19 protein-coding genes are annotated in these 20,481 nt (G+C 69.3%); 14 read left to right on the forward strand and 5 right to left on the reverse strand.

Annotation, left to right across the window (positions count from 1 at the left end):
- Positions 1-18 precede the first annotated feature (18 nt).
- Both VFF46_RS07330 and VFF46_RS07335 read right to left on the reverse strand, forming a co-directional pair.
- Positions 19-669, reverse strand: a complete 651-nt coding sequence (locus VFF46_RS07330; protein ID WP_325036258.1) for a nucleoside/nucleotide kinase family protein — start codon at positions 667-669, stop codon at positions 19-21.
- Positions 666-1,721, reverse strand: coding sequence for a LacI family DNA-binding transcriptional regulator (locus tag VFF46_RS07335; protein WP_325036259.1), 1,056 nt, complete (start codon positions 1,719-1,721; stop codon positions 666-668). The genes VFF46_RS07330 and VFF46_RS07335 overlap by 4 nt, the downstream gene beginning before the upstream one ends.
- 142 nt (positions 1,722-1,863) lie before the next feature.
- On the opposite strand from VFF46_RS07335, the gene VFF46_RS07340 reads away from it, so the two are divergent.
- The 3 genes from VFF46_RS07340 to VFF46_RS07350 are packed head-to-tail and all read left to right on the forward strand — an operon-like array spanning position 1,864 to position 4,694.
- Entirely contained in the window at positions 1,864-2,898 is a 1,035-nt protein-coding gene (locus VFF46_RS07340) for a substrate-binding domain-containing protein (protein ID WP_325036260.1), read from the forward strand.
- 6 nt (positions 2,899-2,904) lie between these two features.
- Positions 2,905-3,903, forward strand: coding sequence for an ABC transporter permease (locus tag VFF46_RS07345; RefSeq protein ID WP_325036261.1), 999 nt, complete (start codon positions 2,905-2,907; stop codon positions 3,901-3,903).
- On the forward strand, positions 3,900-4,694 hold the full coding sequence (locus VFF46_RS07350) for an ATP-binding cassette domain-containing protein (protein ID WP_325036262.1): 795 nt from the start codon (positions 3,900-3,902) through the stop codon (positions 4,692-4,694). Before VFF46_RS07345 ends, VFF46_RS07350 begins: the two co-directional genes overlap by 4 nt.
- A gap of 6 nt (positions 4,695-4,700) precedes the next feature.
- Here VFF46_RS07350 and ybaK read toward each other — a convergent pair whose 3' ends face one another.
- Together ybaK and VFF46_RS07360 are read right to left on the reverse strand one after the other, a co-directional pair.
- Positions 4,701-5,189: a Cys-tRNA(Pro) deacylase gene (gene ybaK, locus VFF46_RS07355; RefSeq protein ID WP_325036263.1), complete on the reverse strand. Its 489-nt coding sequence runs from the start codon at positions 5,187-5,189 to the stop codon at positions 4,701-4,703.
- Positions 5,182-5,907, reverse strand: a complete 726-nt coding sequence (locus VFF46_RS07360) for a helix-turn-helix transcriptional regulator (protein WP_325036264.1) — start codon at positions 5,905-5,907, stop codon at positions 5,182-5,184. The genes ybaK and VFF46_RS07360 overlap by 8 nt, the downstream gene beginning before the upstream one ends.
- A 75-nt stretch (positions 5,908-5,982) precedes the next feature.
- Between VFF46_RS07360 and folE the strand changes: the two genes are divergently transcribed.
- Positions 5,983-6,594 (forward strand): GTP cyclohydrolase I FolE, encoded by a 612-nt coding sequence (gene folE / locus VFF46_RS07365; RefSeq protein WP_325036265.1) that lies wholly within the window; start codon positions 5,983-5,985, stop codon positions 6,592-6,594.
- Between the two features lie 30 nt (positions 6,595-6,624).
- Here the strand turns inward: folE and VFF46_RS07370 are convergent, their stop codons facing one another.
- The gene (locus tag VFF46_RS07370; protein WP_325036266.1) at positions 6,625-6,948 is read right to left on the reverse strand and encodes a hypothetical protein; all 324 of its coding nucleotides are present in this window, start codon (positions 6,946-6,948) and stop codon (positions 6,625-6,627) included.
- 257 nt (positions 6,949-7,205) lie between these two features.
- On the opposite strand from VFF46_RS07370, the gene VFF46_RS07375 reads away from it, so the two are divergent.
- The 10 genes from VFF46_RS07375 to VFF46_RS07420 form a co-directional block, all read left to right on the forward strand.
- A complete protein-coding gene (locus tag VFF46_RS07375) occupies positions 7,206-8,822 on the forward strand; it encodes a 3' terminal RNA ribose 2'-O-methyltransferase Hen1 (protein ID WP_325036267.1) in 1,617 nt (538 codons plus the stop codon).
- Positions 8,822-11,347: a polynucleotide kinase-phosphatase gene (locus VFF46_RS07380; protein WP_325036268.1), complete on the forward strand. Its 2,526-nt coding sequence runs from the start codon at positions 8,822-8,824 to the stop codon at positions 11,345-11,347. Before VFF46_RS07375 ends, VFF46_RS07380 begins: the two co-directional genes overlap by 1 nt.
- Positions 11,348-11,449: 102 nt before the next feature.
- Positions 11,450-13,315, forward strand: a complete 1,866-nt coding sequence (locus VFF46_RS07385; RefSeq protein ID WP_325036269.1) for a glycoside hydrolase family 127 protein — start codon at positions 11,450-11,452, stop codon at positions 13,313-13,315.
- Positions 13,315-15,009, forward strand: coding sequence for an ABC transporter substrate-binding protein (locus VFF46_RS07390; RefSeq protein WP_325036270.1), 1,695 nt, complete (start codon positions 13,315-13,317; stop codon positions 15,007-15,009). The genes VFF46_RS07385 and VFF46_RS07390 overlap by 1 nt, the downstream gene beginning before the upstream one ends.
- Complete coding sequence (locus tag VFF46_RS07395; protein WP_325036271.1) at positions 15,006-15,962, forward strand: ABC transporter permease; 957 nt, start codon at positions 15,006-15,008, stop codon at positions 15,960-15,962. Before VFF46_RS07390 ends, VFF46_RS07395 begins: the two co-directional genes overlap by 4 nt.
- Positions 15,959-16,942: an ABC transporter permease gene (locus VFF46_RS07400; RefSeq protein WP_325036272.1), complete on the forward strand. Its 984-nt coding sequence runs from the start codon at positions 15,959-15,961 to the stop codon at positions 16,940-16,942. Before VFF46_RS07395 ends, VFF46_RS07400 begins: the two co-directional genes overlap by 4 nt.
- Positions 16,939-17,754 (forward strand): ABC transporter ATP-binding protein, encoded by an 816-nt coding sequence (locus tag VFF46_RS07405; protein WP_325036273.1) that lies wholly within the window; start codon positions 16,939-16,941, stop codon positions 17,752-17,754. The genes VFF46_RS07400 and VFF46_RS07405 overlap by 4 nt, the downstream gene beginning before the upstream one ends.
- Positions 17,751-18,575: an ATP-binding cassette domain-containing protein gene (locus VFF46_RS07410; RefSeq protein ID WP_325036274.1), complete on the forward strand. Its 825-nt coding sequence runs from the start codon at positions 17,751-17,753 to the stop codon at positions 18,573-18,575. Before VFF46_RS07405 ends, VFF46_RS07410 begins: the two co-directional genes overlap by 4 nt.
- Positions 18,572-19,849: an alpha/beta fold hydrolase gene (locus tag VFF46_RS07415; RefSeq protein WP_325036275.1), complete on the forward strand. Its 1,278-nt coding sequence runs from the start codon at positions 18,572-18,574 to the stop codon at positions 19,847-19,849. The genes VFF46_RS07410 and VFF46_RS07415 overlap by 4 nt, the downstream gene beginning before the upstream one ends.
- Before the next feature lie 39 nt (positions 19,850-19,888).
- On the forward strand, positions 19,889-20,481 hold a 593-nt coding region (locus VFF46_RS07420), incomplete at its 3' end, for a GntR family transcriptional regulator (RefSeq protein WP_325036276.1).

Below are 20,481 nucleotides of genomic sequence, written 5' to 3' on the forward strand. Positions count from 1 at the left end.
AAACCGGCACAGCGGGTATCACCGGCTGACCGACAGCAAGGCGTCGGCGCGGGCCCGGGTGGCGTGGACGAGGCGGGCGTTCACCTCGTCGCTGCCCGTCGTCCGCGCCACCGCCTCGTCCGCACTGCGGCCGTGCCGGACATGCCGGGCGGTCAGCCGGTGCCGGCGTACCGCCGGGTCGACGTCGAGGAACCAGCACTCGTCCAGCAGTGTCCGGACCGTTGCCCAGGGCCCCTGATCGAGCAGCAGGTAGTTGCCTTCGGTCACCACCAGCCGGGCCTCGTCGGGTACGGCGAGGCCGGCGGCGATCGGCTCTTCGAGGTCCCGGTCGAACCGTGGCGCCCAGATGGTTCGCCCGGCCGGCTGCCGCAGCCGTCCGAGCAACGCGACGTACCCGTCCACGTCGAAGGTCTGCGGCGCGCCCTTGACCGGCACCAGTCCGAGTTCGGCCAGCATCGTCTGGGCGAGGTGGAAGCCGTCCATCGGCACCAGCGCCGCCGGATGACCCAAGGCAGTCAGGTTCCGGACGAGTCGTTCGGCGTACGTCGACTTGCCGGCGCCGGGTGATCCGGCGATGCCGAGGACGGACCGCCGCGTCCGCCGCAGGAGATCGACGGCACGGGCGAGGGCGGTGGTCTCGTCGTAGCGCGGACGACTCCGAACCGTCACCCTGACAGCTCCTGCTCGGCGTGGGCGGCCGGATCGGCCAAGGGCCGGCAGCCGCAGCTCTCCCGGTGCTCGATCTCGGCCGGCAGCCGTTCGATCCGGCGGGGTGCGAACGGGTCCTCCAGCCGCCGGAGCAGGAGCTGCACCGCTCGGGCGCCCATCGCGTGGAACGGTTGCGCCGCCGCGGTGAGGGCGGGGGACATCGCGCTGGCCCACTCGAAGTCGTCGAATGTCACCAGGGCGATGTCCTCGGGGATCCGCCGCCGGGTCTGCTTGAGCGCGAGCAGCGCCCCGATGGTCATCGCGTTGTTGGCACCGAAGATCGCGGTCGGCGGATCCGGCCGGTGCAGCAGCGAGATCACCCCGGCCCGGCCGCCGGTCACGGTCGAGTGGGCGTCGACGATCAGCTCGGGGTCGACCTCGATCCCGGCGGTCTCGTGCGCGCGCCGGTAGCCCCGCCGCCGCTCGTCCGTGGTGGACAGGCCCTCGAGACCGGCCAGCATGCCGATCCGGCGATGGCCGAGGTCGATCAGGTGCTCGACCAGGGCGGCGGCCACCGATTCGTTCTCGGTGCCGACCTGGTCGGCACGGATGTCGCTCATCCGGTCGACGAGCACGAACGGGGTGTTGTGCTTGCGCAACACCGGCAACGTTGTCTCCTTCCAGCCTGGCGTCGGCGCGATGACGACCGCCTCGACGTTGTGCGCGAGCAGGGTGGCGACCGCCTTGGCCTCGAGTTGGGTGTCGTCGTGGGTGTCGCAGAGCAGCAGCGCGAAGCCGGCCCGGCTCGCCTCCGACTCGACGCCGGCGATCAGGTCGCCGAAGTACGGGTTGGACGCGCCGGTGATGGCCAGCCCGAGCGCACGCCCGGACCGCTTCGGCACGATCGGCGCCGGCGGTGCGTAGTCGAGAGCCTCGAGCGCGTGCCGGACCCGTTCCCTGGTCTCCGGCGCGACGTACCGGGTGCCGTTCAGGACATGGGAGACGGTGCTGATCGACACCTCGGCCAGCTTGGCCACATCGACCAGCCGCGCACCGCGACGGGGGCCGGCCATGCGGGAATCGTCTCTGTCCGGAAACAACCACGCAATCCTTTGCGCAAATCATTCCCTGCTCATCTGAGCGGTTCTAGCTTGGCTGCACCCGCTCGGCCCGGATCGGTCGCGCAAACAGCTCAGGAAAGCAGGAGGTGCTCTGATGATGTTCACCGGATTCCGGCGGTCGGCCGCTGCCGCGGCCGCACTCGTGTGTGCCGGCGCCGTGGCGCTCAGCGCCTGTACGACGACCAAGACCTCGGGTCCCGGCTCGGGCTCGGGCTCTGGTGGCTCCGGCCCGGTCAAGGTCGGGCTCGTGACCAAGACCGAGACCAACCCGTACTTCGTCAAGCTCCGCGAGTCGGCGAAGGCCGCGGCCAAGGCCAAGGGCGGCACGCTGATCGCGCTGGCCGGCAAGTTCGACGGTGACAACGAAGGTCAGGTGACCGCGATCGAGAACCTGGTCCAGCAGGGCGTCAAGGGCATCCTGATCACGCCGAGCAACTCGGCCGGGGTGCTCGGTGCGATCAAGCAGGCACAGGACAAGGGCGTGGTGGTGATCGCCCTGGACACCCAGACCGAACCCGCCGACGCGGTCGCGGCGACGTACGCGACCAACAACGAGACCGCGGGCAAGCTGATCGGCCAGTACGTCAAGGCGCGGCTCGGCAGCACCAAGCCGCAGCTGGTGATGATGGATCTCGACCCGAGCGCCAGCGTCGGCAAACAGCGGCACAACGGATTCCTCGAAGGCATGGGCCTGCCGCTGAACACGCCGGACATCATCGGCAGCGCTCTCACCCAGGGCGACCAGACCAAGGCCCAGCAGGCGATGGAGAACCTGCTCCAGCGGGTCGGTGGCCAGGTCAACGCGGTGTACAACATCAACGAGCCGGCCGCCCGGGGCGCGTACCAGGCGCTCAAGGAGAAGGGCCTGACCGGCAAGGTGATCGTCGGCGGGATCGACGGCGGCTGCCAGGGCGTACAGAACGTGAAGGACGGTCAGTTCGTCGCCACCGTGATGCAGTTCCCGAAGAAGATGGCCGAGGACGGCGTGAACGCGGTCTTCGACTACGCGCAGACCGGCAAGAAGCCGTCCGGCTTCGTCGACACCGGCGCGACCCTGATCACCGACCACCCCGTGCCTGGTCTGGCGTCCAAGGACACCACCTGGGGCGCGCAGAACTGCTGGGGGTGATGATCGATGACTGCGGCAACGACCACCGCTGACACCGGCCGGCGCAGTGACTCGGTGCGGGCGCTGTTCGCGCGCAACCCGGTGCTCGGCCCGACCGCTGCTCTGCTGGTGGCGATCGTCTTCTTCTCCTTCGCCACCAGCACGTTCGCGAACATCGACAACTTCTCGTTCATCGTCCAGCAGTCGATCGTCGTCGGTACGCTGGCGCTCGGCCAGACCCTGGTGATCCTGACCAGCGGCATCGACCTCGCCAACGCCGCGATCGCGGTCTTCGGCACGCTGCTGATGACCCGCCTCGTCACCGGTCACCTGCCCAGCCCACTGGCGCTCGTGGTGTCGATCGTGGCCTGCGCCCTGGTGGCGACGCTGTCCGGCCTCCTGGTGAGCCGGATCAAGCTGCCGCCGTTCATCGTGACCCTGGGCATGCTTGCCGTGATGACGGCGATCACCAACCTGTACAGCAAGGGCACCACCTGGCCGGTGCCGAACGGACTGCTGACCTGGCTCGGTACGTCGCTGTACCTGTTCGGCCGGGTTCAGTTCACGATGGGCATGGTGCTCGCCGCGCTGCTGTTCGCGGTGGCCTGGTTCGTGCTGGCGAAGACCGCCTGGGGCCGGCACGTGTACGCCGTCGGCAACGAGCCGGAGGCGGCCCGCCTGACCGGTATCCACATCGACCGCACCTTGGTGAGCGTGTACGCCGTCGCCGGCATCATCTACGGGTTCGGGGCCTGGATGGCTCTCGGCCGGACGCCGACGGCCGATCCGAACGCCTACCAGACCGGGAACCTGGACAGCATCACCGCCGTGGTGATCGGCGGCACCAGCTTGTTCGGCGGTCGCGGTGGCGTCGTCGGCACGATCGTCGGCGCGCTGATCGTCGCCGTACTGCGCAGCGGCCTGACCCAGATGGGGATCGACTCGAACTACCAGAACCTGGCCACCGGCGTCCTGGTGATCGGCGCCGTGGCGTTCGACCAGGCAACGCGGAGGAGGAGCGCATGACCACGGAAACCGCCGTCCGGACGGCGATGCTGAGCGCACGCGGACTCGTCAAACGCTACGGTCATGTGACAGCGATCAACGGCGCCGACTTCGACCTGTACCCCGGCGAGGTGCTGGCGATCGTCGGTGACAACGGCGCCGGCAAGTCGAGCCTGATCAAGGCACTCACGGGTGCCCTGCAACCGGACGCCGGCAGCATCGAGCTCGACGGGCGGCCGGTGCAGTTCCACTCGCCGCTGGAAGCGCGGCGCAGCGGTATCGAGACGGTGTACCAGACGCTGGCGGTCGCACCCGCACTGGACATCACGACCAACCTGTTCCTGGGCCGGGAGATTCGCCGCGACGGACTGCTGGGCAAGCTGCGGATGCTGGATCGCAAGGCCATGCGCGTCGAGGCCCGCCACCAGCTCGACGCGCTCGGCATCGCCACGATCCAGGACATCACCCAACCGGTGGAGAGCCTGTCAGGTGGTCAGCGGCAGGCCGTCGCGGTGGCGCGGGCGGCGATGTTCGGCAGCAAGGTGGTGATCATGGACGAGCCCACCGCGGCCCTGGGCGTGCGCGAGACCGCGCACGTGCTCGAACTGATCAAGCGGATCAGCAATCGCGGCCTGCCGGTCGTGCTGATCTCGCACGACATGCCGGCCGTGTTCGAGGTCTCCGACCGGATCCACGTGCACCGGCTGGGCAAGCGGGTGGGGGTGGTCGATCCGCAGAAGGTGTCGATGAGCGACGTGGTGTCGTTCATCACCGGTGCGGAGGCGATCCCCGCCGAGGCCACGGACGACTGATCACCGTCAGCGCGCGATAGCCGCCGTACGGGCCTCGGTCACCGCGATCAGGTCGGCGGGAGAGAGGCCGATGTCGAGACCGCGCCGGCCGCCGGACACGTAGACGGTCGGGTGGTCGGCGGCGGTGCTGTCGACGACCGTGGGCAGTGCGCGCTTCTGGCCGATCGGGCTGATGCCGCCGACGACGTACCCGGTGCTGCGTTCGGCGGCGGCCGGGTCGGCCATCACCGCCTTCTTCCCGCCGGCCGCGGCCGCGATCGCCTTCAGGTCGAGCTGCTTGCCGACCGGTACGACGCCGACCGTGAGCTTCCCGTCCACCTCGACGAGCAGCGTCTTGAACACCTGCTCCCGCGCCAGCCCGAGCGCCTCGGCGGCCTCCAGCCCGTACGACTTCGCCGCCGGGTCGTGCTCGTACGCGTGCGTCGTGAACTCGACCTTCGCCTTGGCCAGCGCCACCGTCGCCGGCGTCCCCTGACCCTGTTTCGCCTTAGCCACGGCTCGACTGTACGAGACGCACACAGCAGTACCCGGGCGCGGGTGCGAGCTCCGCCTCGTACGCCACCCCAAGCCCCGCGACCACCCCGGCCACCAGGTGCAGGTTCATCCCACACACCAGCTGCGGATGCTCCTTCACCAATCGCCGAAACGGACAGTTCACCAACCTGATCCCACTCTCAACTCCGCGAGGCTCGAACCCCGCCTCCTCAAGCACCCGAACCAAGGTCTCCTCCCCACCATCGCCGGCTGCTGCGCCTCCTTCTCCGTCACCATCGCCGGCGGACGTGGCGGCGAGCGATCGGCCGTACTCGTGGGCGCGGTGGTTGGCGGCTTCGCGGGGGGAGATGCCGGACGTCTCGGCGTCCTGGATCGCGGCCGCGAGTAGTTGGCCGGCGACGGCGTACTGGCGTTCGGGGAGGGTGATCTCGATTTCGCGGGCGGAGCGGTGGTACAGCTTCGCGGGGCGACCGGCGCCGGGGCCGGTCCGGCCGGTACGGCGTTCGTAGCAGGTTTCGAGCAGGCCCTCCTCGGTGAGCCGGTCGAGGTGGAACGCCGCCGTCGTCCGCGGGATCCCGAGCGCGCTCGCGGCGTCGTCGCGGCTGACCGGCTCGGCGTGCGCGACGACGTACTCGTAGAGCCGGCGCCGGGTCGGCTCCTCGAGTACGGCGACCGCCTGGACGTCGGCATCGCGCAAGGTGTCCCGCGAGGTGTCCACGGAATGATTCTATCGACAACTTCGGTTGATCAAACAGTATGATGGCAGTTCGCTGATACCTCAGGGAGTGTGCAGATGGCGATCTCGGCCGACCTCGAGTCCGTCCCCCTCCATATCGTGGCCCGCCGCGAGCAGATCGACCTGCCGGCCGCGGAGCGTGCCGTCGCGGACCTGCTGACCGCCCTCGGGCGCGACCCGCAGAGCGCGCACCTCGCGGACACCCCGCGCCGGGTCGCGAACGCGTACGCCGAGATGCTCACGCCGCGCGAGTTCGAGCTCACCACGTTCCCGAACGACGAGGGGTACGACGAGCTCGTGCTGGCCAAGGACATCCCGGTGCAGTCGTTGTGCGAGCACCACCTGCTGCCGTTCCAGGGCGTGGCGCACGTCGGGTACCTGCCCGGCGACCGGATCCTCGGGCTGTCCAAGCTGGCCCGGGTGGTGGAGCTGTTCGCGCGTGACTTCCAGGTGCAGGAGCGGCTGACCAAGCAGGTCGCGGACTGGCTGCAGGACCATCTGGACCCGAAGGGCGTCGGCGTCGTGATCGAGGCCGAGCATCAGTGCATGTCGCTGCGCGGCGTCCGGGCGACCGGCTCGCGGACGGTCACGTCGGCCCTGCACGGCACGCTGCGGGAGAGCCCCAGCTCCCGCGCGGAGTTCTTCGCCCTGACCGGCCTCACCCCGTAAATCAGGCGGTCAGCCGAAGATCCGTGGAGTTCAGGCCGAGGCGACGGCCGGGGTGTTGTGGTGCGTGCGGCGGCCGGTGGCGAGGATGTGCGCGACCTCGCCGGGCAGCAGATCGGTACCCGGGACGGGTTCCATCTCGGAGACGTCCAGCCAGCGCACCACGGTGGCACCGTGATGGCCGTGGACGGCGAGGATGGAGTCCAGGTCCGGCCAGACGGCCGTCGAGGGGTTCGCGCCGTGCCAGCGCAAGGCGACCGAGCCGTCGGTGAAGACACAGCCTTCGGCGACGACGCCGGTCCCGGAGACCCCGCTGATGTCGGCGTAACGGACGAGTTCGAACGTCTGGGGTTTCACCGGCGACACCCCGTGTGGCGTGTGAGAGCTGCCATGATCCTTTCCCCGTAGTCGTGGCGTGGGTGGGCTCTCGCCACAAACCGGGGACGTGTACCGAGTGTCAGCGGGGAAGAACGGTCTGTAGCGACTCTTCTTCTGGTTCTCAAGCTAGAACCAAACCCCCGGAACGCGCCAGACCCTAAACCCGCGTGTCTTGATCCGCGACACGTGATCGAATACGTCAGGTGTTCCTGACGCTTGGTACCGATCTTTCCGGAGTGGACGCTCCTGCGAGCGATTTCGGGTTTCTGTTGCACAAGAACCCGGCGCGGCTGCAGGCGATCGACGTGACCGGCGGATCGGCCCATGTGTTCTACCCGGAGGCGACGGCGGAGCGCTGTACCGCCGCGGTCCTGCTGGAGATCGACCCGATCGGCCTGGTGAAGGCCGGCCGCGGAAAGGCGACCGAGGGCTTCACGCTCGGCCAGTACGTGAACGACCGTCCGTACGCGGCCTCCAGCCTGCTCGCGGTCGCGCTCGGGAAACTCTTCCGTACGGCGATGAACGGCCGCTGCGACGCCCGCCCGGAACTCGCCGCGCGGACGATCCCGCTGGACGTGCACGTACCGGCGCTGCCCTGCAACGGCGGTACCGCGCTCGCGCAGCGGCTGTTCGGCCCGCTCGGCTGGACCGTGGACGCGCGGCCGGTGCCGCTCGACCCGGAGATTCCCGCGTGGGGTGACTCGCGGTACGTCGACCTGCGGCTGACCGGCGTACTGCGGCTGGCCGACGCGCTGAACCACCTGTACGTGATGCTCCCGGTGCTCGACGACGCCAAGCACTACTGGGTCGGGTCGGACGAGGTCGACAAGCTCGTCCGGGCCGGGGAGGGCTGGCTGGCGACGCATCCGGAGAAGGAGCTGATCTCGCGGCGCTACCTCGCGCACCGGCGCTACCTGGCCGACGCCGCGCTGGAGCGACTGGTCGAGGCCGACGGCCTGCAGCTCGCGGACGAGAGCCCGGAGGAGGACGTCGCGGAAAGCTTCGGCGAGGGCACGGCAGGGGGTTCGGGCGAGGCGGTGGGCGGTTCGGTCGAGGGTGCGGCGGAGGGCTCGGGTGTGCGTTCGGCGTCGCTGGGCGGCGGGCGGTCGGTGTCGTTGGCGGTTGAGCGGCGGGCGGCGGTGGCCGGCGTACTGCGGGAGCTCGGGGCGCGGCGGATCGCGGACATCGGGTGTGGCGAGGGTGCGCTGGTCGGCGAACTGCTCAAGGACCCGATGGTCGGCGAACTGATCGCGACGGACGTGTCGGTGCGTGCACTGCTCGCCGCGAAACGCCGGCTGCACTACGACGATCTGCCCGACCGGCAGCGCGACCGCCTGAAGTTCCTGCAGTCGTCGGTGACGTACGCCGACGAACGCCTGGCCGGCCTGGACGCCGTCGTACTGATGGAGGTCGTCGAACACGTCGACCCACCACGCCTGCCGGCGCTCGCCCACTCCGTCTTCCACGCAGCCCGCCCGGCCGCGGCCGTCGTCACCACCCCGAACAGTGAGTACAACGTGCGCTTCCCGTCCCTCCCCGCCGGCAGGTTCCGGCACCCGGACCACCGCTTCGAGTGGACCCGCGCCGAATTCCGCGCCTGGTCGACCAAGACCGCCACCCGCTACGGCTACGAGGTCGAATTCCGCCCCGTCGGCCCCGAAGACCCCGAAGTCGGCCCCCCAACCCAACTGGCCCTCTTCACCCGCTCCACCTCCGCGGCGGACCCGCGTGCTCCTCGCCCCACCTCCGCGGCGGACCCGCGTGCTCCTCGCCCCACCTCCGCGGTGGACCCGCGTGCCTCTCTCCCCGCCCGCGCGGCGGAGCCGCGGGGGCTGGATGGGGTGGTGGAGTGATGGCTGAGCTGCAGATTCCCAGCCTCTGTCTTGTAGTGCTCGTGGGGGCCAGCGGGTCTGGTAAGAGCACGTTCGCGCGGAAGCACTTTCGGGGGACCGAGGTGATCTCGAGTGACTTCTGCCGGGGGCTGGTGTCCGACGACGAGAACGACCAGGCGGCCACCAAGGACGCCTTCGAGGTGCTGCACTTCATCGCGGGGAAGCGCCTCGCCGCCGGGCGGCTGACCGTGATCGACGCGACCAACGTCCAGCCGGATGCCCGCAAGGAGCTCGTGAACCTGGCGCGCGAGTACGACGTACTCCCGGTCGCGATCGTCCTCGATCCACCCGAGCGCGTCTGCATCGAGCGCAACGAGCAACGCGCCGACCGGCAGTTCGGCAGCAAGGTCGTCGTCCGGCAGCGCTCGCAGCTCAAGCGCGGGCTACGCAGCCTGAAACGCGAGGGTTTCCGCACCGTCCACGTCCTCAACAGCGTCGAAGAGATCGATGCCGTGAGCATCGAACGCACCCGGCTGTACAACGACCTCACCGACCGGACCGGCCCGTTCGACATCATCGGCGACGTGCACGGCTGCCGCCCCGAGCTCGAACGGCTGCTCACCGACCTCGGCTACACGCTGACCCGCGACGACCAGGGCCGCCCGGTCGACGCGGTACACCCGGACCGCCGCGCGGTGTTCGTCGGCGACCTGGTCGACCGCGGCCCGGACACCCCCGGCGTACTGCGGCTCGTCATGGGAATGGTTGCGCAGGGCAACGCGTACTGCGTCCCCGGCAACCACGAGGACAAGCTGCTGCGCGCGCTCCGCGGCAAGAACGTGAAGATCAGCCACGGCCTCGAGACGACGCTGGAGCAGCTCGCCGCGGAGCCGGCCGAGTTCCGGGACGAGGTCGCGACGTTCATCGACGGCCTGATCTCGCACTACGTGTTCGACGCCGGCAAGCTGGTCGTCTCGCACGCCGGCCTGGTCGAGCGGATGCACGGCCGTACTTCGGGACGCGTCCGCTCGTTCTGCCTGTACGGCGAGACGACCGGCGAGACCGACGAGTTCGGGCTGCCGGTGCGCTACCCGTGGGCGAACGACTACCGCGGCCGCGCGATGGTCGTCTACGGGCACACGCCGACGCCGGAGCCGGAGTGGATCAACAACACGATCTGCCTGGACACGGGCTGCGTGTTCGGTGGTTCGCTGACCGCGCTGCGCTACCCGGAGCGGGAGCTGGTGTCGGTACCGGCTGCCGAGGAGTACTACGCGCCCGCGAAACCGTTGCATGTGGCAACGGCGCCGGAGCGCGAACCCGACGTACTCGAACTCACCGACGTGACCGGTCGCCGGGTGATCGAGACCGCGACGCACGGCCGGCTGAGTGTCCGCGCCGAGCAGGCCGGTGCGGCGCTCGAGGTGATGAGCCGGTTCGCGATCGACCCGCGGTTCCTGCTGTACCTGCCGCCTACGATGAGCCCGGTCGCGACGTCGCCGGAGCCGGGGCTGCTGGAGCACCCGCGGCAGGCGTTCGAGACGTACCGCGGGCAGGGCGTCACGGCGCTGGTGTGCGAGGAGAAGCACATGGGTTCGCGGGCGGTCGTGCTGCTGACCCGTGACGACGACGTGGCGGAGCAGCGGTTCGGGCTGGCCGGTCGCGGCGCGATCCACACGCGTACGGGGCGGTCGTTCTTCGGTGCGGAGCTGACCGACGAACTGCTGCTGCGGCTGCGCGCGGTCGCCTCGGCCGCGGGTGTCTTCGACGAGCTGGACACGTCGTGGCTGCTGCTGGACGCCGAGTTGCTGCCGTGGAGCGCGAAGGCCGAGGACCTGCTCCGGAACCAGTACGCCGCCGTCGGCGCGGCCGCCCGTACGTCGTTGCCCGCCGCAACTGCTGCACTGCGGTCGGCGCGCGACGCCGGGCTGGACGTGGGCGAACTGCTCGCGGCGGTAGAGCAGCGTACGGACAACGCGGAGCGGTTCACGGCGGCGTACCGGCGGTACTGCTGGCCGACGGACGGGCTGGACGGCGTCCGGCTGGCGCCGTTCCAGGTGCTCGCATCCGAGGGGGCGACGTACCACGAGCGGCCGCACCGGTGGCACCTCGACCTCGCGGACCGGATGGTTGCCGCAGGCCCGGAACTGGTCACGCCGACGCGGCGGCTGTACGTCGACGCCGGCAACTGGGACGCCGGCGTCGCGTGGTGGGAGGAGCTGACCGGCGCCGGGGGAGAGGGAATGGTGGTGAAGCCGGCCGCGAACCTGACGCGGACGGCGAAGGGCCTCGCGCAGCCCGGGCTGAAGGTCCGCGGGCAGGAGTACCTGCGGCTGATCTACGGACCGGACTACACCGAGCCGGCGAACTTCACCCGCCTCCGCGACCGGAACCTCGGCCACAAACGCTCGCTCGCTCTGCGCGAGTACGCCCTCGGCCTGGAATCCCTCGACCGCGCCGCCCGCGGCGAGCCGCTGTGGCGCATCCACGAGTGCGTCTTCGCCGTGCTGGCCCTCGAATCGGAGCCCGTCGACCCGCGACTCTGAGCCAGGCCTCGGCTACCGGCGCGCGGGGCGGTTGGTTTCCGGCGTGTAAACGTCTTCCGCCAGGGGTTGGCAAGGTGTGACATTGCACTTAAGGTCTGTGCAATGTCACACGGTACAGAGGTTGAGGTCGAGCTGACCGGTGGGCTGCTGCACGACTGGCAGCGGCGGAACCGGGTGGCGACGATCCCGCACGCGATCGCGGAGCTGCGGAAGGCGGGGAACCTGGAGAACCTCCGGCGGCTGACGGATCCGTCGGTCGGGGCGTATCGCGGGCGGTACCCGTTCCTGGACACGGACCTGTACAAGACGCTGGAGGGGCTCGCGTACGAGGTCGGCCGCGAGGACGCGCCGGCCGGTGCACTGGAGTTCTACGACGAGGTCGTCGTACTGCTCGAAGCGGCCCAGGCGGACGACGGCTACCTGAACTCGTACTTCCAGGACCCGGATCAGCCGAAGCAGCCGTGGTCCGACCTCGGCTGGGGGCACGAGCTGTACAACCTGGGCCACCTGATCCAGGCGGCCGTGGCGGCCCATCGTCAACTGTCGGATCGCAGATTGTTGACAATCGCCCGGCGGTTCGCGGATCTCGTCGTCCGCAAGTACGGCGTGGACGGCGAGCAGGTCGTCGACGGTCATCCCGAGGTGGAGATGGCGCTGGTCGAGCTTTATCGTGAAACCGGCGAGGTCGCGTACCTGACGCAGGCGCAGCTGTTCGTCGACCGGCGCGGGCAGGGGAAGCTCAAGCACACGATCTTCCCGGGGGAGTACTTCCAGGACCACGTGCCGTTCCGGGAGCTGCCGTCGGTCACCGGGCACGCCGTACGGATGGCGTACCTCGCCGCCGGCGCGGCCGACGTACACCTGGAGACCGGCGACCCGACGCTGCTCGCGGCGCTGGAGCGGCTGTGGGACGACATGGTCGCGACGAAGCTGTACCTCACCGGCGGACTCGGCAGCCGGCATTCCGACGAGGCGATCGGCGACCGGTACGAGCTGCCCTCGGAGCGGGCGTACGCCGAGACGTGCGCGGCGATCGCGACGATGCAGTGGGCGTGGCGGATGTTCCGCGCGACGGGCAAGGCGTCGTACCTCGACGTGTACGAGACCGTGCTGCACAACGCTTACGCGGTAGGGCTTTCGGCCGACGGTACGGCGTTCTTCTACGACAACCCGCTGCAGCGCCGCCCCGATCACGAGCAGCGCTCCGGTGCCGAGGACGGCGGCGAACTCCTGCGCCGCTCCTGGTTCGGCTGCCCGTGCTGCCCGCCGAACATCATCCGCTGGATGTCCGAACTCCAGGACCACGTCGCGATGGTCCGAGACGACACCCTGTACGTCGGCATCTACACCACCGCCCACATCACCACCGAGGACCTCACCGTCCGCATCACCACCGACTACCCGTGGGACGGCGAAGTCACCCTCACCATCGAGGACGCCCCACCAGAAGAACGCACGATCGCCCTCCGCATCCCGCGCTGGTCGGCCGGAGCAACCCTCACCCTCACCAACCAGACCCAACCGCCCGAGCCGGGTGACGACGGGTGGGTTCGTGTTCGGCGGGCATTCGAGGCTGGGGATGTCATCCGGCTGACGTTGCCGATGGCACCCAGGGCGCACGCAGCTCATCCGTCCGTGGATGCGGCGCGTGGAGCGATTGCTGTTGCTCGGGGCCCGCTTGTCTATTGCGTTGAGCAACAAGATGTCGAAGCGCCGGTGGACGACCTGCTGTTGTCGCCGGCAGCTGTCGCCGCGGCGGTGGCGCGGGTGCAGGACGAGCACGTCGTACTCGAACTGACCGCGGGCGTCGCCCCGCCGGCGGCGCCGGAGCTGTACCCGGTGATCACCGAAACGCCCAGGGAATCCGCCTCGCGGCTCGTCCCGGTGCCGCTCGTGCCGTACTTCCTGTGGGGAAACCGTCAGCCCCTGGCCATGCGTGTGTGGCTGCGAACCGAGAGAGAAGACTGATGAAGAGAACCTCGAAGCTGGTCGGGCTCGTGGCGGCTGCCGCGCTGGCCCTCACCGCGTGTGGCGGCGGTGCGTCCGGGACCAACGGCGCGTCCGAAGGTCCAGGCGCCAAGGCGGTGCGGGGCGGTACGTTGCAGGTGCTCGCGAACGCGGCGTTCTCGCACCTCGACCCGGCCCGCGGGTTCGACGGCGGCGTGAACAACTTCTACCGGCTGATCTACCGGACGCTCACCACCCAGGGCGCGGCGCCGGGCGCGGACGGCACGAAGATCGTCGCCGACCTCGCCACCGACACCGGCAAGCCGACCGACGGCGGCAAGACCTGGACGTTCACGCTGAAGGACGGCCTGTTCTTCGAGACCGGCGCGCCGATCACCAGCGCGGACCTGAAGTGGGGCGTGGAGCGCGCCTGGGACCCGGAGATCGGCATCGGCTCGCCGTACGCGAAGCAGCTGATCGAGGCGCCCGCGTCGTACCAGGGCCCGTACAAGTCCGGCGAATTGTCAACAATCCAGACACCGGACGCGAAGACGATCGTCTTCCACCTGAAGAAGCCGTTCGCGGACTTCGGCAGCGTGGTCGCGCAGAACACCTTCACGCCGGTACCGAAGGGCCAGGGCGCGGGTAATGCCCTGGACAGCAAGCCGATCGCCTCCGGCCCGTACAAGCTCGCCGACTACAAGCCGGGCGCCTCGCTGAAGCTGGTCCGCAACGACAAGTGGGACAAGAAGACCGACGACGTCCGGACCGCGAACCCGGACGTGTTCCAGTGGACGTTCGGCCTGGACCCGGCGACGATCGACGAGCGGATGATCGCCGGCCAGGGCACCGACGCGGACGCGATCGCGGGTACCGTGCAGGCCGCCACCGTCGCCCGGATGCAGACGCCGCAGCTCAAGCAGCGGACGATGACCGGCATCAACGGCTGTACGACGTACATGGGGCTGAACACCACGAAGAAGCCGCTGGACAACGTGAAGGTCCGGCAGGCGATCAACCTCGCGGTGAACAAGCAGACCGTCCGGGACGCGGACGGCGGATCGGCCCTGGCCGAGATCGGTACCAGCATCCAGCCGCCGACGATCACGGGCCGGGTGGACTACGACCCGTACCCGAGCCCGGACCACAAGGGTGACCCCGACGCCGCCCGCAAACTGCTCACCGAGGCGGGGTTCGCGAGCGGCTTCACGATGACGCTCGACACCCGCGCGCAGCCGAAGATGCAGGCCATGGCGGTCGCGATCCAGCAGGCGCTCGAGCCGCTGAAGATCACCGTGAAGATCAACACGATCGACACCGCGACGTACTACGAGGTGATCGGTACGACGTCCCAGCAGCACGACGCCGCGATCACCGGGTGGTGCCCGGACTGGCCGTCCGGCGCGACCTTCCTGCCGCCGCTGTTCGACGGCCGCAACATCACCCCGAAGGGCAACACCAACCTGTCGCAGCTGAACGACCCGGCCGTGAACGCGAAGATCGACGAGATCTCCAAGCTCACCGACGTGACCGCCGCGAACAAGGCGTACGGCGAGCTGGACAAGCAGATCATGGAGCTGGCGCCGGTCGTCCCGCTGCTCTACGAGAAGGTCCTGATGCTTGTCGGCGGCAACATTGGTGGCGCCTACCTTCATGACGGGTTCTCGGGCGGTATCGACCTGGTGTCCGTCGGCCTGAAGGACGCGAGCAAGTGACAACCGGCCCGACCCTCGCCGAGGTCGAGGAGGTGGGACCGGCGGCTCCGGCCGCCGGGCCGCCGGCCTCGGGCAAGCGGCTGCTCACCACGATCACCCGGGACAAGGGCGCGCTGGCCTGCCTGGTGTTCCTGGCGATCGTGGTGCTGATGGCGATCGCCGCGCCGCTGATCACGAAGCTCAGCGGCTGGGGGCCGTACCAGTTCGACTCCGCGGCGATCAACTCCGACCTGGGCGGGCTGCCGCACGGCGCGCTCGGCGGGATCAGCGGGTCGCACTGGTTCGGTGTCGAGCCGCAGAACGGGCGCGACCTGTTCGCCCGGATCGTGTACGGGGCGCGGGTATCGATAACAATCTCCTTGTCGGCAACCCTGCTGACCGGTGTCCTCGGCGTGGTGCTCGGGATGCTGGCCGGGTTCTACCGCGGCTGGGTCGACCAGGTGATCTCCCGGCTGATGGACTTCCTGATGGCGTTCCCGGCGCTGATCTTCATGATCGCGATCCTGTCCTCGCTGCCGTCCGGGAACCGGCCGGTGCTGCTGGTCGTGGTGATCAGCGCGTTCGGCTGGCCGTACCTGGCCCGGGTGATCCGCGGCCAGACGATGACGCTGGCGAACCGCGAGTTCGTCGAGGCGGCCCGGGCGTCCGGGGCGAAGGACACCCAGGTGGTGTTTCGGGAGATCCTGCCGAACCTGCGCGGCTCGATCGTCGTGATGACCACGCTCGCGATCCCGGGCTACATCGGCACCGAGGCGGGTCTGTCGTTCCTCGGCGTCGGGGTCTCGCCGCCGACCGCGTCCTGGGGCCAGATGATCGCGAGCTCGGTGAGCTGGTACTCGGTGGACCCGATGTTCTTCGTGATCCCGGGCGCGTTCCTGTTCCTGACGGTGCTTTCGCTGACCGTGCTCGGCGACAAGATCCGCACGCTCATCGACCAAGGGGAGGCGGCATGACACGCTACGTCCTCGGCAGGCTCGGCGGCGTCGTACTGATCCTGCTCGCCGTCTGCCTGTTCACGTACCTGATCTTCTTCGAGCTGTCGCCGGATCCCGCGGTGATGATCTGCGGCAAGACGTGTACGCCGGAGCGCATCGACTCGATCCGCCACGTGCTCGGGCTGAACCAGCCGCTCCTGACCCAGTTCTGGGAGTTCCTGAGCGGGATCTTCGTCGGTCGCGACTACGGTTCGGTGCACTGCTCGGCGCCGTGTCTCGGGTACAGCTTCCAGACCAACGAGTCGGTGTGGAGCATGATCACCGCCCGGCTTCCCGTCAGCGTGACGGTCGCGGTCGGTGCCGCGGTGCTGTGGCTGCTCGCGGGGGTGATCGGCGGTCTGATCAGTGCGGTCAAGCAGGGCACCTGGTGGGACCGTTCGGCGATGGCACTCGCGCTCGGCGGCGTCAGTGTGCCGAACTACGTGCTCGCGCTCGTCCTGCAGTACGTCCTCGTGGTGAAGCTGCAGGTACTGCCGTTCCCGTCAGTCGTGTCTTTTGTTGACAATCCTATTGTCTGGTTCGAGTCGTACCTGATGCCCTGGGTGGTGCTGGCCGTCGGCTATGCCTGTCTGTACGCCCGGTTGACCCGGAGCAACGTCATCGACACGTTGTCGGAGAACTACTTCCGGACCGCGCGAGCCAAGGGCCTGAGCGGCGCGCTGATCATGCGCCGGCACGCGCTCCGGCCCGCGCTGACGCCGATCACCACGATCTTCGGGATGGACTTCGCCGGCCTGCTCGGCGGCGCGCTGATCACCGAGACCGTGTTCGGCCTGAACGGGATCGGCAAGATGGCGGCCGACTCGATCGCCAAGAACGACCAGCCGGTGATCATGGCGGTAACCCTGCTGGCCGCGTTCTTCGTTGTCATCGGCAACGTCGTCGTCGACCTGCTCTACACCGCCCTCGACCCGCGGGTTCGGGTGGTGGCTTCGTGAGTGACGAATTGTTCATTGTTGACAATCTGACGGTCACCCTGCCGACCAGCCGTGGGCCGGTGGACGTGGTGAAGAACGTGTCGTTCTCGGTCGGGCGGGACGAGACGGTGGGCATCGTCGGCGAGTCCGGGTCGGGCAAGTCGATGACCGCGCTCGCGGTTCTCGGGCTGCTGCCACGTGGCGCCCGTACGTCGGGCAGCGTGCGGCTCGACGGCGCCGAACTGCTCGGGCGGACCGACCGCGAGCTCCGATCGGTGCGTGGCAACGCGATCTCGATGGTGTTCCAGGACCCGCTGTCGTCGCTGAATCCCTACTACACCGTCGGACTGCAGATCGAGGAGATGTACCGGGCGCATCGCGGTGGATCGCGACGCGCGGCCCGGCAGGTCGCGACCGAGGCGCTGGACCGGGTCGGGATCCCGGACCCGGGACGCCGGGTGGACCACTACCCGCACCAGTTCTCCGGCGGCCAGCGGCAACGGGTGATGATCGCGATGGCGCTGTGCTGTTCGCCGTCGCTGCTGATCGCCGACGAGCCGACGACCGCGCTCGACGTCACCGTGCAGGCGCAGATCCTGGAGCTGCTGGACGAGCTCCAGACCTCGACCGGTACCGGGATGATCTTCATCACCCACGACCTCGCGGTGATCAGCTCGATCGCCCAGCGGGTGCTGGTGATGCAGTCCGGGGACCCGGTCGAGTACGGGACCGCGGAGCAGGTGTTCTCGGACCCGCGGCACGAGTACACCCGGATGCTGCTGGACGCCGTACCCAGAATCGATGACGGGATCGACGACGAGGTGGCACTGTGACGTTGCTCGAAGTACGCGGTGTGACCAAGGAGTTCGTCACCCGGGGCGAGGGCGCGAGGGCGCGGAAGTCGGTGTTCACCGCGGTGGACGACGTGAGCTTCGAGGTCGAGCTGGGCGAGACGCTAGCGATCGTCGGCGAGTCCGGCAGCGGGAAGTCCACCACGGCGCGGATCGCGGCCCGGTTGCTGGAGCCCACCAAGGGCACGGTCGTGTTCGACGGTCAGGACGTGACCCGGGCCCAGGGCAAGGATCTCGCGAAGTTCCGGAACGACGTGCAGGTGGTGTTCCAGGACCCGTTCTCGTCGCTGAACCCGCGGTATACCGTCGAGCGGATCATCACCGCGCCGCTGACGTACCAGGGCATCACGCCGGCCACCTCGAAGCGGGCGTTCGCGCAGGAGCTGATGGAGCGGGTCGGGCTGAACCCGGACCACTGCCGCCGGTACCCGGCGCAGTTCTCCGGTGGCCAGGCGCAACGGATCGGTATCGCTCGCGCCCTGGCCGTGAACCCGAAGCTGGTCATCTGCGACGAAGCGGTGTCGGCGCTCGACGTGTCGATCCAGGCGCAGGTGCTGGAGCTGCTGATGCGGTTGCAGCGGGAGAGCGGGTTCAGCTACATCTTCATCGCCCACGACCTCGCGGTCGTTCGCCAGATCTCGCAGCGCGTCGCGGTGATGAACCGGGGCAGAATCGTGGAGCTGGGGTCGCGGGAACAGGTGTTCGGCGAGCCACGCGATTCCTATACCAAGACGTTGCTGGCGGCCGTACCGCGGATCAATCCCGAGTGGGACGCCAGACGCAGGCAGAAAGAGGCGAGATGACCAGCTACACAATTCCCCGGATGCACGTACGGGAGCACACTGTCGACGTCCCCTTGGACTGGGAGGAGCCGGGGGAGCCGATCAGCCTGTTCGCCCGGGAGCTGGTTGATCCCACCCGGAAGGACGAGGAGCTGCCCGTCCTGCTGTACCTGCAGGGTGGGCCTGGCGGAAAGGGCCCGCGGCCGGTCAGTGCGTCCGGGTGGATCGCGCAGGCGCTGAAGACGCATCGGGTCGTGCTGATGGACCAGCGCGGTACCGGCCGCAGTACGCCGGTCAGCGCCCGGCGGATGGCGGCGATGACCGCCGAGGAAGGTGCGGCGTACCTCGCGCACTTCCGGGCGGACTCGATCGTCGCGGACGCGGAGCACCTGCGGAAGGCCGTGTTCGGCGGCAAGCGCTGGTCGACGCTCGGCCAGAGCTACGGCGGCTTCCTGACCCTCACCTACCTGTCGAGGGCGAGCGAGGGCCTGTCGGCCTGCTACGTCACCGGCGGCCTCGCGTCGATCGACCCGTCGGCGGCCGAGGTCTACCGGCGGACGTATCCACGGGTCGCGGCGAAGAACCGTGAGTTCTACCGGAGGTACCCGCACAACGTCGAGCGGGTCGGCCGGATCGCGGACCGGCTCGCGGCCGACGACGTACGGCTGCCGGACGGCGACCGGTTGACCGTACGCCGGTTGCAGTCGCTCGGGATCGACTTCGGGATGCAGCCCGGGTACGAGCGGATCCACTGGCTGCTCGACGAGGCGTTCGACGGCGACGAGCTGTCCGACACGTTCCTCGGCCAGGTCCAGGCGCAGTCGTCGTACCTCGGGAATCCGTTGTTCGCGGCGCTCCAGGAGAGCATCTACGGATCCGGTGACGGCGCGACCGGTTGGGCCGCCGAGGCGGAGCGGGCGCTGCGTCCGGAGTTCGCCGAGGACGCCCGCCCGCTGCTGTTCACCGGCGAGATGATGTATCCCTGGATGTTCGCCGAGATCCGCGGGCTGCGGCCGTTCCAGGGTGCGGTCGAGTTGCTCGCGCGGCGCCCGAGCTGGCCGGACCTGTACGACCACGAGAAGCTCGCCGCGAACGACGTACCGGTGGCGGCCGCGGTCTACTTCGACGACATGTACGTCGACTCCGGGCTGCAGCTGGACACCGCGCGCCGGGTCGGGAACGTGCAGGCCTGGGTGACGAACGAGTACGAGCACGACGGGCTCGGGTCGGACCGGGTGTTCGAACGCCTGACCGACCTGGTCGCCGCGATCGGGGGTGGCATCCGGGATCTGTGACCGCCGTGTTTCACAATAGGCGACCAGGGAGGTGAACCGATGACTGCCGATTCGATCGGGCCGCTGCCGAGCGTCCGGCGGCTGGCGCACCGTGAGAACCTGCGCGACAGCGTGGCCAACGCGCTCCGGGCCGCGGTGATCTCCGGCGAGCTGAAGCCGGGGGAGGTGTACTCGGCGCCGACGCTCGGGGCGCGGTTCGGCGTGTCCGCGACGCCGGTCCGGGAGGCGATGCTGGACCTGGTCCGCGAGGGCCTGGTGATCTCGCTGCGGAACAAGGGCTTCCGGGTCACCGAGGTGTCCGACGAGGACCTGGACAACCTGGCGGCGCTCCGCCAGCTGATCGAGCCGCCGACCGTCCGGGACGTCGTACCGGCGATCCCGGCGGCGGACTACCCGCGGCTGCGCGCGCTGGCCGAGGACATCGTGGTGGCGGCCGAGGCGGGTGATCTGATCGCGTACATCGAGGCCGACCGGGTGTTCCACGTCACGTTGCTCGCGTACTCGGGCAACCAGAAGCTCGTCGACGTCGTGTCGGACCTGCGTTCACAGACCCGGCTGCTCGGCCTGACCCCGCTCGTCGAGAGCGGCCGCCTGGTCCCGTCCGCCGCCGAGCACCACGAACTGCTCGACCT

Source organism: Kribbella sp. (assembly GCF_035655035.1).
GTDB lineage: Bacteria > Actinomycetota > Actinomycetes > Propionibacteriales > Kribbellaceae > Kribbella.

Bases quoted from the DNA above. Each gene is read 5' to 3' on its own strand.
- VFF46_RS07400 (WP_325036272.1), top strand. From the start codon at position 15,959: ATGACACGCTACGTCCTCGGCAGGCTCGGCGGCGTCGTACTGATCCTG.
- VFF46_RS07390 (WP_325036270.1), top strand. From the start codon at position 13,315: ATGAAGAGAACCTCGAAGCTGGTCGGGCTCGTGGCGGCTGCCGCGCTG.
- VFF46_RS07380 (WP_325036268.1), top strand. From the start codon at position 8,822: ATGGCTGAGCTGCAGATTCCCAGCCTCTGTCTTGTAGTGCTCGTGGGG.
- VFF46_RS07345 (WP_325036261.1), top strand. From the start codon at position 2,905: ATGACTGCGGCAACGACCACCGCTGACACCGGCCGGCGCAGTGACTCG.
- VFF46_RS07415 (WP_325036275.1), top strand. From the start codon at position 18,572: ATGACCAGCTACACAATTCCCCGGATGCACGTACGGGAGCACACTGTC.
- VFF46_RS07350 (WP_325036262.1), top strand. From the start codon at position 3,900: ATGACCACGGAAACCGCCGTCCGGACGGCGATGCTGAGCGCACGCGGA.
- folE (WP_325036265.1), top strand. From the start codon at position 5,983: ATGGCGATCTCGGCCGACCTCGAGTCCGTCCCCCTCCATATCGTGGCC.
- VFF46_RS07385 (WP_325036269.1), top strand. From the start codon at position 11,450: ATGTCACACGGTACAGAGGTTGAGGTCGAGCTGACCGGTGGGCTGCTG.
- VFF46_RS07340 (WP_325036260.1), top strand. From the start codon at position 1,864: ATGATGTTCACCGGATTCCGGCGGTCGGCCGCTGCCGCGGCCGCACTC.
- VFF46_RS07335 (WP_325036259.1), bottom strand. From the start codon at position 1,721: ATGGCCGGCCCCCGTCGCGGTGCGCGGCTGGTCGATGTGGCCAAGCTG.